Here is a 17,011-nt window from a genome sequence, read left to right as displayed (position 1 = left end):
GCTCTGTGTTATCAATAGGAAAACAACAACGGGCGTTTTATCGTGAATAAACGAAGCGTAAAAAAACAAAGACCAGTTAATCTTGATCTGACAACCATTAAGCTCCCCTCTGCGGGCAAAGCTTCTATCCTTCATCGTGTCACCGGCGTGGCAATGTTTTTTGCATTGCTGTTTGTCGTGTGGGCATGGGCAACATCACTCAATTCAAAGGAAGGGTTTGAATTAGTTGTAAGTCTCCTAGATGGTGTATTCGGTTATATCATAGCGCTGGGCACGCTATCGGCTCTTTCTTATCATTTCATAGGCGGGGTGCGCCACGTCATTATGGACATGGGATATTGGGAAGAACTTAAATCAGGTGCCACGAGTGCAAATGTCTCGATAGGCCTTTGGATTGTCGTGACCGTCATTTTGGGAGTGGTATTATGGTAACTAATCAAGCATCTATGAAACGCAACGGTATTCAAGATTGGGTGACCTTGCGAGCCTCTGCGGCAATTATCTCTGCCTTCTCAATCTTTATGGTGTACTTTTTTGTTTCCACACCCGTGGTCACCTTTGATATCTGGAAAGGTTTATTCGACAGTATATATATGAAAGCATTCACGCTTGTGACTTTAATCGCAATCTGGATGCACGTGCGTATTGGCTTATGGCAAGTATTAACTGATTACGTCAAAGCGCACAAAGTTCGAATCGTACTTCAGTTCGTCTTAAATTTAATCGCCATTGCTTATGTTGCAGTTGGTTTATTTGTATTGTGGGGTGTATAAAGTATGACGTTACCAGTACATGAATTTGATGCAGTTGTAATAGGTGCCGGCGGCGCCGGAATGCGTGCAGCACTGCAAATTTCAGAATCGGGACGCTCGTGTGCGCTCCTCTCAAAAGTTTTTCCAACTCGTTCACATACAGTGTCTGCTCAAGGTGGTATTACTGTTGCGCTGGGTAATTCCCATGAAGATAATTGGGAATGGCATATGTACGACACGGTTAAGGGCTCTGATTACATCGGTGACCAGGAAGCCATTGAGTATATGTGTAAGACAGGCCCAGAAGCCATCATAGAGATGGAAAACATGGGGCTGCCATTTTCACGATTTGAAAACGGAAAAGTATATCAGCGACCGTTTGGTGGCCAGTCAAGAAACTTTGGCGGTGAACAAGCAGCTCGCACGGCTGCAGCGGCTGATAGAACGGGGCACGCGCTTCTTCACTTGCTTTATCAACAAAACGTCAAGAACAAAACAAAAGTCTTTAGCGAATGGTATGCGCTTGATTTGGTTAAAAACCAGCACGGTCAAGTTGTTGGTTGTACCGCAATTGATATCGAAACCGGTGAGCTGGTTTATTTCAAATCAAAAGCAGTCGTTTTAGCGACCGGTGGCGCAGGTCGTATTTATGCCTCAACGACAAATGCGCACATAAACACTGGCGACGGCGTTGGTATGGCCTTACGAGCTGGTGCGCCAGCGCAAGACATGGAAATGTGGCAATTCCACCCTACCGGTATTGCAGGCGCGGGAACGCTCGTGACTGAGGGCTGTCGAGGAGAGGGCGGATATCTTCTTAATAAAGACGGTGAACGCTTCATGGAACGATATGCGCCAAACGCAAAAGATTTGGCCGGACGAGATGTTGTTGCACGCTCAATGATGACTGAGATACGAGAGGGTCGTGGCTGCGAAGGCCCATGGGGTACGCACATTAAACTGAAGCTAGATCACTTAGGCAAAGACGTTCTTGAATCTCGTTTGCCTGGCATTCTAGAGCTATCACGAACATTCGCTCACGTTGACCCGGTGAAAGAGCCGATTCCTGTTATTCCAACCTGCCATTATATGATGGGTGGGATTCCGACCAATGTTGACGGTCAGGTGATTACTGTTGATAGCGACGGCAATGAGTCGCAAATGGATGGTCTGTTCGCATGTGGTGAAATTGCTTGTGTATCAGTACACGGTGCAAATCGTCTAGGCGGTAATTCCTTACTTGATTTGGTCGTATTCGGTAGAGCAACCGGTCTACACCTCGGTAAAAGCCTTGACGAGATTGATATCAAGTCCGATGCATCTGATTCCGATATCGATGCAGCCATGGCGCGCTTTAATCGCTGGGAGTCGTCTGAAAAAGGCAAAGGTGAAGATCCGGTGCAAATCAAAAAAGATATGCAAAAGTGCATGCAGCTTAACTTCTCTGTATTTAGAGAAGGGGATGCAATGGCAGAGGGCTTAAAAGAGCTCAAGGAAATTCGCGAGCGCTTGCAGCATGCTAAGCTTGACGACAAAAGCAGCGATTTTAATACTCAGCGCATAGAGTGTTTAGAGCTTGATAACCTCATGGAAACAGCTTATAGCACGGCTGTTGCAGCAAACTTTAGAACAGAAAGCCGAGGGGCACACAGCCGTTTTGACTTTACTGAACGCGATGATGAGAACTGGTTATGTCACTCTGTGTATTTGCCAGAGTCAGAGACAATGAGAAAGCGTGACGTAAACATGGCACCGAAGCTGAGGGAAGCTTTCCCTCCCAAAGTGCGTTCGTATTAATAGGAGCAGTGCAATGCAACTAACTTTTTCAATATATCGTTACAACCCAGAGGTGGACGATGCACCTCGCATGCAGGACTATCAATTAGAAGTCGAAGAAGGCCAAGACATGATGGTGCTTGACGCATTGATTGCCTTGAAAGAAGAAGATCCGTCTTTGTCTTTTCGCCGTTCATGCCGAGAAGGTGTCTGCGGCTCTGATGGCATGAACATGAACGGTAAAAATGGCTTGGCGTGTATCACTCCATTGTCGGCCCTAGGCAAAGGCAAAATTGTCGTTCGACCATTGCCGGGTTTGCCAGTGGTGAGGGATTTAGTCGTCGATATGAGCCAATTTTATACGCAATACGAAAAAATAAAGCCCTTTTTGATCAATGACGAGAAGCAACCGCCAGCACGCGAGCATCTGCAAAGCCCTGAAGAAAGAGCAAAGTTAGATGGTTTATACGAGTGTATTCTTTGCGCGTGTTGCTCGACATCGTGCCCGTCATTCTGGTGGAATCCAGATAAGTTTATTGGTCCAGCAGGCTTATTGCACGCATACCGATTCTTAATTGACAGCCGCGATACTGCAACTGACGAGCGCTTAAATGACCTTGACGATGCGTTTAGTGTGTTTCGTTGTCATGGCATCATGAATTGCGTAAGTGTATGTCCAAAGGGCCTTAATCCGACAAAAGCGATTGGTCAGATTAAGTCTATGCTGTTGCAAAGGGCGGTATAAATTTTTCAAAGACTAAATTATTTTAAAGCAAAACATAAAAGCCACTGACTGAAAGTGGCTTTTTTATTGCATAAATTCGACGGAACGAGACGAAATGGGTATAAAAGGGCAGTTTTTTTGAAAATACCTTAACACTATGGTGTTAGGCGATTTAAAAAGAAATTTACTTAGAATACAATATGCTTAACTTCTGAGAGCAAGGCTAAAAAATGCAAAATAGCGTGATGAAAGCATGGTGGGATTCTTCCCACATGGCAGGCGGCAATGCTGCGTACGTTGAAGAACTTTATGAAGCGTACCTCGACAATCCACAAAATGTTCCTGATACCTGGAAATCAATCTTTGATGAGCTCCCTACAATAGACGGTGTGTCTGTGGAAACCAAGCACTCATCTATTCGTGAAGACTTTAAAAAAATGGCAGCTCTGGGACCTGCGGCAAGGGCAGGCAATAGCAGCGCTGTGCAAGCGGATGCGCCAAGTGATGAGCGTCAGGTCAAAGTACTTCAGTTAATTAATGCTTATCGTTTTCGCGGTCATCAACACGCTAATCTTGATCCGCTAGGTTTGTGGCAGCAAGCGCGAGTGCGCGATCTTGAGCTTTCCCACCATAATCTAAGCGATAGCGATTTTGAGACCATGTTTAATTTGGGCTCATATGCCGTAGATGCAGAAAAGATGAAATTAGGGGATTTGTTCAAGTCACTTAATCGCACTTACTGCGGATCCATCGGCTCTGAATACATGCACATCACTGACACCGAGCAAAAGCGTTGGCTACAGCAGCGCATTGAGTCAGTTGAAGCGAAGCCACTGATTGACCGCGATGAAAAGATCAAAATCCTCAAAGGCCTCATTGCCGCAGACGGCATGGAGAAATATCTTGGTTCTAAGTTTACGGGTGCCAAACGGTTCTCACTAGAGGGCGGTGACTCACTCATTCCTATGCTCAAAGGATTAATTACCGAAGCAGGCGCCAATGGCGCAAAAGAAGTAGTGATGGGTATGGCTCACCGAGGACGACTAAATGTCCTAGTCAATGTACTTGGAAAAAATCCGTCGGTATTATTTGACGAATTTGCTGGCAAGCACGACGATTCATTAGGTGCAGGTGACGTTAAATATCACGCTGGTTACTCCTCTGATTTTGCAACCCCAGGCGGCAACGTTCACTTAGCGCTTGCGTTCAACCCTTCTCACCTTGAGATTGTGAATCCTGTTGTGATGGGCTCTGTTAGAGCAAGGCTGCAGCGAAGAGGATGTAAAGATGGATCAGCCGTTTTGCCAGTCACTATTCACGGAGATTCTGCTATTGCCGGGCAAGGCGTCGTTCAAGAAACCTTTAATATGTCGCAAACGCGCGGGTTCTCGGTGGGCGGAACAGTTCGCATTGTTATTAACAACCAAGTAGGTTTTACCACTTCTAAAACCGAAGATACGCGCTCTACTCAGTATTGTACTGATATTGCAAAAATGGTGCAGGCACCGATTTTTCATGTGAACGCTGATGACCCAGAAGCTGTGATGTTTGTCACCAAGCTTGCCTTAGACTATCGCAACAAGTTTAAAAAAGACGTGGTAATTGATTTGGTTTGCTATCGCCGACATGGACATAATGAAGCTGACGAACCGAATGCAACCCAGCCATTGATGTATCAAAAAATTAAGAAGCATCCCGTGCCGCGACAGGTGTACGCAGAGCAACTACTGGCCGAGGGCAGTATTGCGCAGCATGAAGTTGATAAGCTAATGTCTGAATATCGAGCCGCGCTTGACCACGGTGCTTGCGTGGTAGAAGAATGGCGTCCTATGACTGAACATTCAGTTGATTGGACGCCTTATTTAAAACATGATTGGACGGTTGATTACGATGCTAGCCTTAGTAAAGAGACACTGGTTGAATTAGGCAAAAGCATTACCACTGTGCCAGAGTCGCACCGTTTGCAATCTCGGGTTAACAAGCTTTATAACGATCGAAAAGCGATGATAAGCGGCGAGCGTTTGCTAGACTGGGGTATGGCCGAGAATTTAGCCTATGCAGCTATCTTGAATGAAAATACTCATATTCGCATAACTGGTCAAGATTCTGGGCGAGGCACATTTTTCCATCGACATGCTGTGCTCCATGGTCAGGATGGCGGCGAAGAATACATGCCATTGCAGCATATAAAAGATAAGCAAGGCAATATCGAAATTTACGATTCGGTTTTGTCAGAAGAAGCGGTAATGGCATTTGAATATGGGTATGCAACAGCTGAGCCTGCCACTCTCACGATTTGGGAAGCGCAATTTGGTGACTTTGCTAACGGTGCGCAAGTGGTGTTTGATCAATTTTTGTCATCTGGTGAAGCAAAGTGGGGGCGCCTATGCGGACTCACTGTTTTACTCCCTCATGGCTACGAAGGGCAAGGTCCAGAACACAGTTCGGCGCGGCTTGAGCGCTTCTTGCAGGCCTGTGCTGACCATAACTGGCAGGTATGTGTGCCGTCTACACCTGCACAAGTTTATAACATGCTTAGGCGTCAGGCCGTAAGACCTATGCGCAAACCGCTAATTGTTATGTCGCCTAAATCTCTATTACGTCACCCGCTAGCCGTGAGCTCTCTTGACGAGCTTGCCCAAGGGGTGTTCCACAACGTTATCGACGAAGTGGATGATATGGAACCTAAAAAGATCAAGCGGGTGGTCATGTGCGCCGGTAAAGTGTACTACGATTTGCTTGAACAGCGTCGAAAAAACGAACAAGACGATGTTGCTATTATCAGAATTGAGCAGTTATATCCCTTCCCTGAACAAGAAATGGCGGCTATTGTTGCTAATTACAAGCATGTTAAGGATTGGGTATGGTGTCAGGAAGAGCCACAAAACCAAGGTGCGTGGTACTGTAGTCAACATCATTTTTGGCAGTCTGTTCCAGCTGGCGCCAAACTTACATATGCAGGTCGCAACGCCTCCGCATCACCAGCGGTGGGTTATGTATCTGTTCACAATCAGCAACAAAAAGCGTTAATTGAAGACGCGCTCACAATTAAATAAGGAACCCCAATGGCTCATGAGATAAAAGTTCCAGTACTTCCAGAGTCTGTTGCCGATGCAACAATTGCCACATGGCATGTAAAAGCCGGTGATAAAGTTAGCCGTGACCAAAATCTGGTTGATATTGAAACCGATAAAGTTGTTCTTGAGGTGGTTGCACCTGCCGATGGTGTGATATCCGACATTTCTGCCGAAGAGGGTGCAACTGTATTAGGCGAGCAAGTCATTGGCACGCTTAGCGAAGGAGATGGAAGTGCGGCTGCACCCGCAGCAGATACACCAGCCCCCGCAGTGGCTGAAGCGTCGAGCACGGAATCCAGTGGTGAGTTAACTGACGTTAAAGTACCTGTGTTACCTGAGTCTGTCGCGGACGCTACCATTGCAACATGGCACGTTCAGCCAGGTGAAGCTGTCAGTCGAGACCAGAACTTAGTGGACATTGAAACTGACAAAGTGGTTTTAGAGGTGGTTGCTCCTGCTGACGGCTCAGTAAAAGAAATTATTGCAAATGAAGGCGAGACGGTTACGGCCGAAGCCGTTATTGCTACCTTTATGGCAGGGGCGGCGTCTGGCGCTGCGCCTCAGGCTGTTGCAAGTGAAGCACCCTCAAGCGATGACAATGATGCCGATGCACTATCGCCGTCGGTTCGACGATTGCTTGCTGAGAAAGATATTGATCCTAGCTCGGTCAAAGGCACTGGGAAAGGCGGGCGTATTACTAAAGAAGATGTTGAAAAGCACCTTAAAGCTGCGCCAGCACCTGCACCAGCTGCGGCGAGTGTAAGCGACAATGCGCCAAGCGTGGCACTAGGAGATAGAACAGAGAAACGTGTACCCATGACGCGTCTGCGCAAAACCATTGCAGGCCGTTTGCTAGAAGCAAAAAATTCTACCGCTATGTTGACGACCTTCAACGAAGTCAACATGAAGCCCATTATGGACTTGCGTAAACAGTATCAAGAAAACTTTGAGAAGCGTCATGGCATACGGCTTGGCTTTATGTCTTTTTATGTCAAAGCAGTGACTGAAGCCTTAAAGCGCTTCCCTGAAGTTAATGCTTCACTTGACGGTGATGATATTTGTTATCACAACTATTTTGATATTTCTATTGCGGTTTCAACTCCGCGCGGTCTTGTAACGCCTATTTTAAGAGACTGTGATGCGCTTGGAATGGCGGGTATCGAAAAGGGCATCAAAGAACTCGCAATAAAAGGCCGCGATGGAAAGCTAGCGATGTCTGATTTGCAAGGCGGCAATTTCACGATTACCAATGGCGGTGTATTTGGCTCTCTTATGTCTACGCCGATTATCAATCCACCGCAAAGCGCCATTTTAGGTATGCATAAAATCCAAGACCGTCCCATGGCAGTTGATGGAAAAGTAGAAATACTGCCAATGATGTACTTAGCCTTGTCTTATGACCATCGAATCATTGATGGAAAAGAGTCGGTTGGGTTTTTGGTGACCGTTAAAGAAATGCTAGAAGACCCAACGCGTCTTTTATTAGACGTATAAGTAGCAATCTCCTTAGACTAAAGAGCTGGCTGATTGGCTTGATACTTTGGTCTAAAAGTAATCATGACAGATATGCTTCATGTATCATCTGTTAAAACGCAGGATTCGTGATAGAATCCTGCGCTGTTTAACCGAGTCGCTATCAATGGCTCATCACTCAACAACATCGGATAAATCACCATGAATTTGCATGAATATCAGGGTAAACAGTTATTCAAAGAATACGGCCTGCCTGTATCTGAAGGATATGCTGCTGATACTCCCCAAGCTGCAGTAGAAGCAGCTGACCGCATAGGCGGAGACGAATGGGTAGTAAAATGTCAGGTACACGCTGGCGGACGCGGAAAAGCGGGCGGCGTGAAGCTGGTAAAAACGAAAGATGAAATTAAAGCCTTTGCGCAAAAGTGGCTTGGAAAAAACCTGGTTACTTATCAGACGGATGAAAACGGGCAGCCGGTTAGCCGAATTCTTGTTGAATCTTGTACAGATATTGATCAAGAGCTGTATCTTGGTGCAGTTGTCGATCGCACTTCTCGCAAAATTGTTTTCATGGCGTCTACCGAGGGTGGCGTGGAAATCGAGAAGGTAGCAGAGGAAACACCGGAAAAGATTTTAAAAGCAGAAGTCGATCCGCTTGTAGGTGCTCAGCCTTATCAGGCAAGAGAAATTGCTTTTGCGCTTGGTTTAAGCGGCGTTCAGGTCAAACAATTTACCCAGATCTTTCTAGGTCTTGCGAAAATGTTTGAAGATTTGGATATTGCCTTAATCGAAGTTAACCCTTTGGTTATTAAAGACGACGGAAATCTTCACTGCTTAGACGCAAAACTAGGTGTAGATAGCAATGCGCTTTATCGTCAACCAAAAGTACGCGATATGCACGATCCTTCTCAAGAAGATGCACGTGAAGCTGACGCTGCCAAATGGGAACTGAACTATGTGGCGCTTGACGGCAATGTGGGTTGCATGGTCAACGGTGCAGGATTAGCAATGGGTACTATGGATATTGTTAATCTGCACGGTGGAAATCCTGCCAACTTCCTTGATGTGGGCGGCGGCGCAACAAAAGAGCGCGTGGCTGAAGCATTTAAAATTATCTTGTCGGACGATAACGTGAAAGCCGTATTGGTTAATATTTTCGGCGGGATTGTACGTTGCGACATGATTGCGGAAGGGATTATTGGCGCAGTCAAGGAAGTGGGTGTAGAAGTGCCCGTAGTGGTTCGTCTTGAAGGCACCAACGCTGAGCTTGGACGTGAAGTATTAGCAAACTCGGGACTTGATATTATCGCAGCAGAATCACTAACCGACGCTGCACAAAAAGTTGTAGCCGCAGCGGAGGGCAAATAATGTCAGTACTTATTAATAAAGACACAAAGGTAATTTGCCAAGGGTTTACTGGTGGACAGGGTACATTCCATTCTGAACAAGCTATCGCTTACGGTACGCAAATGGTCGGTGGGGTGACACCGGGCAAAGGCGGTACAGAGCATTTAGGCCTTCCGGTATTTAATACAGTTAAAGACGCCGTTGCTGCAACGGGCGCTACCGCAAGCGTAATTTACGTGCCTGCACCGTTTTGCAAAGATTCAATCGTAGAGGCGGCAGATGCTGGCATTGAGCTTATTGTATGCATTACCGAAGGCATTCCTACTCTTGATATGCTTTACGTTAAAGAGTACGTGGATGGTAAAGGCGTGCGCATGATTGGCCCTAATTGCCCAGGTGTCATTACACCTGACGAATGTAAAATTGGTATTATGCCAGGGCACATTCATAAGAAAGGCAAGGTCGGCATTGTATCGCGCTCGGGCACATTGACTTATGAAGCGGTTAAGCAGACTACCGATGAAGGTTTTGGTCAATCTACTTGTGTTGGTATAGGCGGAGACCCAATCCCTGGTTCTAACTTTATTGATATTTTGGATATGTTCCAAAAAGATCCTGAGACTGAAGCCATTGTCATGATTGGTGAGATTGGCGGAACTGCGGAAGAAGAAGCTGCCGCGTTTATAAAAGCCAATGTGACTAAGCCTGTCGTCTCCTACATTGCTGGTGTAACGGCACCTCCAGGTAAACGTATGGGGCATGCAGGTGCAATCATATCTGGCGGCAAAGGTACGGCAGACGAGAAGTTTAAAGCGCTTGAAGATGCTGGCGTGAAAACGGTTCGCTCATTAGCCGAGATTGGTAAAGGCTTGCGAGAAATTACCGGTTGGTAGTTTTTAACCCAATAGTTAGTTATGAAAATCCGCGTTAAACGCGGATTTTTTTTTAGTCTCAAATTGTCTGTATTCTGAAATTTCTCTTAAAGTTGCACTAATCATGCGTTGTTAATTATCTTAATTTCATCTTAACGCCCTTCATCTAAACACAAAAGCCAAAGCCTTTTAAAATCATGACTTAAACGTTTAAGGAAAATGTTGCAAATTTATTAAAAATTTGAGACATTTATATGAGAACTTGTTAGTAGTCGTTAGTTTTGTGTAATTTTCTCGCTACATTATCAGGTTTTTAATGTGACAAATTCGGCTTTACACATCTAAAAAATAATGTGAGAGTCGCGTTAGAACGCATCGAGGTTCAACATTTCAGTAAGGTTTGTATGTTGAATACGTATGCACGCGTTAGCATGCATTAGCAGTAAGCAGTACACTGCGCATTGTTAAAAAATAGGTCGAAATTTGTTATTGATATTTTACAAAAGCGGCCAACCAATCCAGGGCACACACATGATAAAAAAACAAATATTCAAACCAGCGCTTCTTTCCCTAGCAGTATCTAGCGCACTCTATTCAGGCGCAGGTATCGCTCAAGAGCAAGGCAATGCCGAGCTTGAAGGTGATAACACTGAAATTATCGCGGTAACCGGTATTCGCGGATCGTTGATTCGAGCGCAGGCGGTTAAGCAAGACAACAGCTCTATTGTTGAAGCACTATCTGCAGAGGATATTGGTCAGCTTCCTGACTCTTCAATTGCAGAATCACTTGCACGCTTGCCTGGTTTGGCTGGTGAAAGAAGCGGTGGACGTACCTCTGGTGTCTCAGTTCGTGGCTTCAAAGAAGACTTTACTGGCACAACCTTAAATGGTCGTGAGCTTTTAGGTATTGGTGATAACCGTGGGGTTGAGTACGACTTGTATCCTTCAGAGATTATGACCGGTGCAACAATTTACAAAACATCTGATGCTTTACTTAATGTTACAGGCATCGGCGGTACGGTAGACTTACAAACCGTTCGCCCACTTCAAGCACAAGAAACGCTTACCATCAACGCGGTTTACGATACAACTGCAAACGATTCAGACAATCCAGAATTTGACGATAATGGCTTCAGGGTTGCAGGATCTTGGGTGGCCAAGTTTATGGACGACACCCTCGGCGTAGCATTAGCAGTTGCGTCAACAGAGTCGCCTACAAACGAACGTAAATATGGCGTATGGGGCTATGCAGAAGATGATGCTGGCATTATTTCGCCAACGGGTCTAGACATCTTCGCTATCTCGAAAGAGCTTAAGCGTGACACCATTTCAGGTATTATCCAATATCAGCCAACTGACGAATTAGATATCGTAGTTGATTACCTAACCATTGATTACGAAGATTCAGGTATTTTACGTGGTTTTATCGAACCGTTCTCTTCTGAAAATATTTCAGGCAGCGGCGCGAATAACACTGGTCGTCAAGTAGGCGCTAACCCAGTTCTGCGAACCGACCCAGAAAATATCGAAGGTACGCTTGACGTGCTCGGCATTAACATTGAATACGCCCTTAGTGACAATTGGACGGCAACTGTTGATGTGGCTCACAACGAATCTGAAAAGACCTATTTGCGTGCAGAATCATATGCGGGTATTGGTCGTTCAGGCTCTCTAAGCGCTGATCAGCTTGGTTCACGTGAATTCACGATGAGCCCAAGCGGTGTTTTCTTCACTGGTATATCCGGCATGGACTTCAGTGATTTTAACTCCATCAAACTAACGGGCCCACAAGTATGGGGTGGTGGTTTAGCATCAGCGGCAGACACTTTTGAGTCAAATGTGTTGCAAGGAAACGGTTCTGGTAACACATATAGTTTCTTAAATGCGCAAGACGGTTTCATCAACTATGCCGATTTCACTGAAGAACTGACCACCGCTCGCCTTGATATTGAAGGCTTAATTGAGTGGGGCGCATTCACTAAGGTAACCTTTGGTGCAATGTACAGTGACAGAAACAAGACCAAAGATAACAACGGTGACTTTGCAACTGCGCCTACCTATCCATTCGGAAATGGTTTTGCAGACGGAAGTGTTGACGGCTTAATCCCTGAATCGTATCGATTTGGTCTTGCTGATTTGTCATGGGCAGGGCTTGGTCAAGTAGTCGCCTATGATGGTTTTGCACCATACAACGATGGCACTTATTTACGTACGCAAGCCGAATTGCTAGAGCCTGATCGTTTGGGTGATACCTATGTGGTTGACGAAGAGGTATTCACGATATTTGCTCGTGGTGATTTTGAGTATGATATTGGCGATATGTTCTTATTTGGTAACGTGGGTGTTCAAGTGGTTGACACTGACCAGTCATCTTCGGGCTTTATCGCAATTGTTGATGACAGCTTCTCAGTCTGTCAAGACGCTAACGGCGGCATTGACCAGTCGTGTGCAGTAACAGACGGCGCTTCGTATACCAAAGTTCTACCAAGCTTGAATCTTTCACTACAGCTGGATGATGAGCAGTTTGTAAGATTTGCTGCATCAAAAACAATCAGCCGCGCGCGTATTGACCAAATGAAAGCTTCAGGTTTCGTTAAGTTTAACCAGAACATCGAGCTTATCGCGACGCCGAATACTGAAGCTGCGGTAGAAGAATTTGGTACACCTTGGTCTAAATTCCAAGGTACGCCGACGCTTCGTCCTTTAGAATCGAATAACTTTGACTTGTCTTATGAAAATTATTTTGCTCCAGACGGTTATGTTGCGGTTGCTTTGTTCTACAAAGACTTAGTTAACTGGACTGATAATGGTCGAGAGCTTATCGATTTCACGAATGATGCAACTAACAATGGGGCAAACTACTTTATTCCTGGCTTCCACGATAGAATTATCGATGTGGCGGGCAATTATGGTCCATTAGATCAATTCTACGAAGTAGGTGAATTAGTATTGCCACCTGACTTCGGCTTCTTTGATTCATTCCAAGACGGATTGAGTGGCACAGTTGAAGGTGTTGAATTAACGGCAAACGTTCCATTAAATGTCGTATCTGATGTATTAGACGGCTTTGGTTTTGCGGCTACAGCATCATTTATAGACGCTGAGTTAGACAACGGCTCTGCTATACCTGGCCAGTCAGATGAGACTTATGGACTTACTGCTTATTACGAAAGAAGTGGTTGGGAATTCCGTGTCGCAGGTACCAAGCGTTCAGGTTTCTTGACCTATCAGCGCGGTGGCTCTAACACAATTGCTGAAGCAACTCGTTCTGGTGTGACAATTGTTGATGCGCAAATAAGCTATGACTTCGCAGAATCTAATTTCGATTCGCTTGCAGGCTTGCGTGTATCACTCCAAGGACAAAACCTTACCGACGTAGAAGAAGAAACAGTTGATGCAAATGGCCTGGTAACCGAGCGCCGTTCTTTCGGTCCTCGCTACATGCTTAACTTTAACTACTCAATCTATTAACAGTTAGTGTGTCAAAGGCCTCTTGCTTTCGGGTAAGGGGTCTTTTTTTTGACTTTAAATGTATACACGTTTATGTTTTTATTAATTGAGCTGAATCCTGTTTAAGGAACGGTTTAAGTGGTTGTTTTAACTGCTTAAATCTATTTTTAGCTTTCAGGCATCTAACACAAGGCGAGAAAATAACTTCATGCAAGATTCCTCCACGAGTACTGCTCACAAGCCAATTAAAAAAGTGGTTGTTGCCGGAGGCGGAACCGCTGGCTGGATGGCGGCTGCACTGTTGCAAAAGGTGCTGCATAAAGAAGTGGAAATTGAGTTGGTAGAATCTGAGGATATCGGCATTGTTGGTGTTGGTGAGGCGACAATACCCCCCATTCAAACCTTCAATCAATTCTTAGGTGTCGATGAAAAGGAGTTTTTAAGAGAGACTAACGGCACTATCAAACTTGCGATTAAATTCGATAACTGGAAGAAACAAGGTGATAGTTACTTTCATACTTTTGGTGCGCCGGGTGCAAACTTAGGTTTTTGCAATTTTCAGCACTATTGGCTTCGCGCACATCATCAGGGCTTAACGCAATCCTTATGGGACTTTGATATTAATTATCTTTGTTGCAAAAGCGAGGTCTTCAATAAGATCAATACGCAAAATCCTGTTTATGAGGTGCCTTATGCCTATCATTTTGATTCGGCTCTTTACGGTCGTTATCTTCGTAAACGTGCCGAGAAGGGAGGAGTTAAACGCACCGAAGGCATTATTGAGCACATTCAAACTGATAATGAAACCGGCTATATTCAATCTCTACAATTAAGCAATGGCACCCAAATACAGGGCGACTTGTTTATTGATTGTACGGGAACACGAGCCTTATTGATTCAACAAACCCTGGGCGTGGAGTATGAAGATTGGTCGAATCTGCTACCTGCTAATACTGCCCTAGCGGTTCAAACGGAGCGATTCGATAAGACTCTGCCGTATACGCGAAGTATCGCGCACAAGGCGGGTTGGCAGTGGCGCATTCCACTGACACACAGAAATGGTAACGGGATCGTATTTTGCTCAGACTATCTATCCGACGAAGAGGCAGAACAAACCTTACTGGGCAACTTAGCGTCTGCACCGGTGAATGACCTTCGTAAAATTAGCTTTAAAACCGGCCGTACGCAAAAACAGTGGCATAAGAACGTAATTGCGGTAGGCTTATCAAGCGGATTCCTCGAGCCACTAGAGTCCACCAGTATCCATCTTATTCAGTCTGCGATTGTGCGCTTGCTTAAACTTTTCCCGCATCAGGGTATCAAGCAATCTGCGATAGATTTGTACAATGAAGAATCCAAAGTTGAGTACGAAACCATTCGAGACTTTATTGTTTTGCATTATGTTGTCAACGAGCGCGATGATTCTGATTTCTGGCATGATATGCGCGCGCTAAAGTTACCGCATCGTCTGCAACAAAAAATCGACGTGTTCAAAGAAGTCGGCACCATCTTTAATGATCAACATGATATATTTCGAGATGCCTCATGGCTGCAAGTGATGATGGGGCAGGGGATTATGCCTCAAGACTATCATCCTGCAGCAAATGTGTTGCCCGAGCAACAGCTCATGGACACAATGGCGAAAATCGCCACAGCGAAACAGCAACCAATGACGCAGATGCTCCCACACGATGAGTTTATAAAGAAATATGTCGGTGTTTAATTAATGTCGGGTAACACAAAGACACCACATCGAATCGTGATTGCTGGTGGTGGCACAGCAGGTTGGATGGCGGCGAGCTTGCTCAATCATTACTGGCGGCAAGGTAGCAATGGCGCTAAGTTTGAGATTCAGTTGGTTGAGTCACCTCAGATTGGAATCATTGGTGTGGGCGAGGGCTCAACGCCATCATTAAAACGTTTTTTTCAAACCCTTGATATCAGCGACGATGAGTGGATGCCTGAATGCAAAGCTACGTACAAGGTAAGCATTCAATTTAATGAATGGAGCCCAAAAGCGACCTATTCATCATACGGACACCCTTTTATATCGCAAGTTGATACCTTTAGTGAACGTCGTCTGTATGTCAATTGCTTAACTCGGCGTTTAGGATTGGATGTAGAGACGCGGCCAGAGAAGTTTTTACTCAATGGCTGGCTAGCAAATGAGAGAAAATCGCCCCTCACACCACCTAATTTTCCATTTGAAGTAGAATATGGGTATCACTTTGATTCAGGCTTGCTGGGGCAGTTTTTAGCAAAGCGAGCGTTTAAAAAAGGTGTTAAACACACTCAAGGCAATATCAAGGACGTGATACTTGATCAGGGGAATATTAGTGCTCTCGCGCTTGATAATGGTGACCTCATCGAAGGGGATTTCTTTATCGACTGTACTGGCTTTCAGAGTCTACTGTTGCAACAGTCACTGAAAATCGGCTTTGATTCCTTCAAATCAAATCTCTTTAACGACTCAGCAGTGGCAATGCCAAGTGATGTGATACAGCCAAAGCAAAATCAGACTCAAGCCACAGCGCTTACCAACGGGTGGGCATGGCAAATCCCGCTAACGCATCGAACGGGTAATGGATATGTATACTCGTCTGATTATATCACCAGCGAGCAAGCGGAACTTGAGTTGCGTCAGCACTTAGGATTGCTTGATAAAGATGTGCCAGTGCGACATCTCAAAATGAATGTCGGCCAAGTTAAGCAGCATTGGGCGCGAAATTGTCTTGCCTTGGGCCTATCGCAAGGCTTCATCGAGCCGCTTGAGGCAACGGCGCTGCATCTTGTGCAGGGAACGATTGAGCATTTCGCTGACGCCTACGCGAAAGGTGGCTTTAGCATGAAACATCGCGATGCCTTTAACCAACAGATGCGCGAAAATTTTGAAGCCGTACGCAATTATATTGTCGGTCATTATAAGCTTAACTCTCGCGATGATTCACAGTATTGGATTGACAATCGCAATAATAAAGATATACCGGAGTCACTCAAACAGATTCTTAAGGTATGGTTCAATAATGGTGATTTACAACAGGAGATAAAACGTCAAAAGTTAAACAGTCATTTTGGCACTGCCAGCTGGCATTGTTTATTAGCCGGTTACGGTACCTTTCCTAACCTTGCTCCCAACCAACCTGGAAAGGGTGATCTATACAAAGATTATCAGCTCGACAAATTTTTTTCTGGGTGCATGCTTAATTTTCAACGTGTCTAGGACCTTAATATCATCCACTTGAAAACTCATATTTCGTGCTCGTTTGCATTTTGTTTTCAGTTTATTAATCGCGACTCGCAATTGTAAATAAAATGTAACAGTGTCTTTATCGATTTAGATAGTGCCACGCTATCGCAGTCTTCTTTTTCCCAATATCATGAATACGTATGCATCCTACTGGTTTGAATTTCAGGCCCTATGAATACGTATGCAGGTACATGTTAAAATTTTTGCAAAAATGTAACATTTCGTAATGGTTGGAATAGTCTAATTAGGCTTGCGTGTAACTGACGCCCGAAAACGGCGCATTGTTAGCGCAA

At 45.1% G+C, this 17,011-nt stretch carries 11 protein-coding genes; all 11 read left to right on the top strand.

The annotated features are described in order from the left end of the window. The first annotated feature begins 42 nt into the window (after positions 1-42). Positions 43-432: a succinate dehydrogenase, cytochrome b556 subunit gene (gene sdhC, locus PN836_RS04585; RefSeq protein ID WP_395344004.1), complete on the top strand. Its 390-nt coding sequence runs from the start codon at positions 43-45 to the stop codon at positions 430-432. Next, on the top strand, positions 426-773 hold the full coding sequence (gene sdhD / locus PN836_RS04580) for a succinate dehydrogenase, hydrophobic membrane anchor protein (protein WP_395344002.1): 348 nt from the start codon (positions 426-428) through the stop codon (positions 771-773). Before sdhC ends, sdhD begins: the two co-directional genes overlap by 7 nt. Before the next feature lie 3 nt (positions 774-776). Further along, the gene (gene sdhA, locus PN836_RS04575) at positions 777-2,549 is read left to right on the top strand and encodes a succinate dehydrogenase flavoprotein subunit (protein ID WP_395343999.1); all 1,773 of its coding nucleotides are present in this window, start codon (positions 777-779) and stop codon (positions 2,547-2,549) included. 13 nt (positions 2,550-2,562) lie between these two features. Continuing rightward, positions 2,563-3,273, top strand: coding sequence for a succinate dehydrogenase iron-sulfur subunit (locus tag PN836_RS04570; protein ID WP_395343996.1), 711 nt, complete (start codon positions 2,563-2,565; stop codon positions 3,271-3,273). Between the two features lie 209 nt (positions 3,274-3,482). Then, entirely contained in the window at positions 3,483-6,308 is a 2,826-nt protein-coding gene (locus PN836_RS04565; protein WP_395343994.1) for a 2-oxoglutarate dehydrogenase E1 component, read from the top strand. A gap of 9 nt (positions 6,309-6,317) precedes the next feature. Next, entirely contained in the window at positions 6,318-7,823 is a 1,506-nt protein-coding gene (gene odhB, locus PN836_RS04560; protein WP_395343992.1) for a 2-oxoglutarate dehydrogenase complex dihydrolipoyllysine-residue succinyltransferase, read from the top strand. A gap of 180 nt (positions 7,824-8,003) precedes the next feature. Further along, entirely contained in the window at positions 8,004-9,170 is a 1,167-nt protein-coding gene (sucC, locus tag PN836_RS04555; RefSeq protein ID WP_395343989.1) for an ADP-forming succinate--CoA ligase subunit beta, read from the top strand. Beyond that, positions 9,170-10,042, top strand: a complete 873-nt coding sequence (sucD, locus tag PN836_RS04550) for a succinate--CoA ligase subunit alpha (protein WP_395343987.1) — start codon at positions 9,170-9,172, stop codon at positions 10,040-10,042. The genes sucC and sucD overlap by 1 nt, the downstream gene beginning before the upstream one ends. Before the next feature lie 510 nt (positions 10,043-10,552). Next, positions 10,553-13,492 carry a TonB-dependent receptor gene (locus tag PN836_RS04545; RefSeq protein ID WP_395343985.1) on the top strand — a complete coding sequence of 980 codons (2,940 nt, stop codon included), beginning with the start codon at positions 10,553-10,555 and terminating at the stop codon, positions 13,490-13,492. Between the two features lie 187 nt (positions 13,493-13,679). Continuing rightward, positions 13,680-15,194 (top strand): tryptophan halogenase family protein, encoded by a 1,515-nt coding sequence (locus tag PN836_RS04540; RefSeq protein ID WP_395343983.1) that lies wholly within the window; start codon positions 13,680-13,682, stop codon positions 15,192-15,194. Positions 15,195-15,197: 3 nt separating this feature from the next. Next, the gene (locus PN836_RS04535; RefSeq protein ID WP_395343980.1) at positions 15,198-16,691 is read left to right on the top strand and encodes a tryptophan halogenase family protein; all 1,494 of its coding nucleotides are present in this window, start codon (positions 15,198-15,200) and stop codon (positions 16,689-16,691) included. Positions 16,692-17,011 lie beyond the last annotated feature (320 nt).

The organism is Ningiella algicola (genome assembly GCF_028401415.2).
Classification (GTDB): Bacteria; Pseudomonadota; Gammaproteobacteria; order Enterobacterales; family Alteromonadaceae; genus Glaciecola.
The sequence above is the reverse complement of the archived record's forward strand: the minus strand, read 5'-3'. Positions and strand labels throughout refer to the sequence as shown.

What these genes read in the sequence shown, in the direction of transcription:
- PN836_RS04535 (WP_395343980.1), top strand. Translation starts at nt 15,198, where the DNA reads ATGTCGGGTAACACAAAGACACCACATCGAATCGTGATTGCTGGTGGT.
- sdhA (WP_395343999.1), top strand. Translation starts at nt 777, where the DNA reads ATGACGTTACCAGTACATGAATTTGATGCAGTTGTAATAGGTGCCGGC.
- sucC (WP_395343989.1), top strand. Translation starts at nt 8,004, where the DNA reads ATGAATTTGCATGAATATCAGGGTAAACAGTTATTCAAAGAATACGGC.
- odhB (WP_395343992.1), top strand. Translation starts at nt 6,318, where the DNA reads ATGGCTCATGAGATAAAAGTTCCAGTACTTCCAGAGTCTGTTGCCGAT.
- sdhD (WP_395344002.1), top strand. Translation starts at nt 426, where the DNA reads ATGGTAACTAATCAAGCATCTATGAAACGCAACGGTATTCAAGATTGG.
- PN836_RS04545 (WP_395343985.1), top strand. Translation starts at nt 10,553, where the DNA reads ATGATAAAAAAACAAATATTCAAACCAGCGCTTCTTTCCCTAGCAGTA.
- PN836_RS04565 (WP_395343994.1), top strand. Translation starts at nt 3,483, where the DNA reads ATGCAAAATAGCGTGATGAAAGCATGGTGGGATTCTTCCCACATGGCA.
- PN836_RS04570 (WP_395343996.1), top strand. Translation starts at nt 2,563, where the DNA reads ATGCAACTAACTTTTTCAATATATCGTTACAACCCAGAGGTGGACGAT.
- sucD (WP_395343987.1), top strand. Translation starts at nt 9,170, where the DNA reads ATGTCAGTACTTATTAATAAAGACACAAAGGTAATTTGCCAAGGGTTT.
- PN836_RS04540 (WP_395343983.1), top strand. Translation starts at nt 13,680, where the DNA reads ATGCAAGATTCCTCCACGAGTACTGCTCACAAGCCAATTAAAAAAGTG.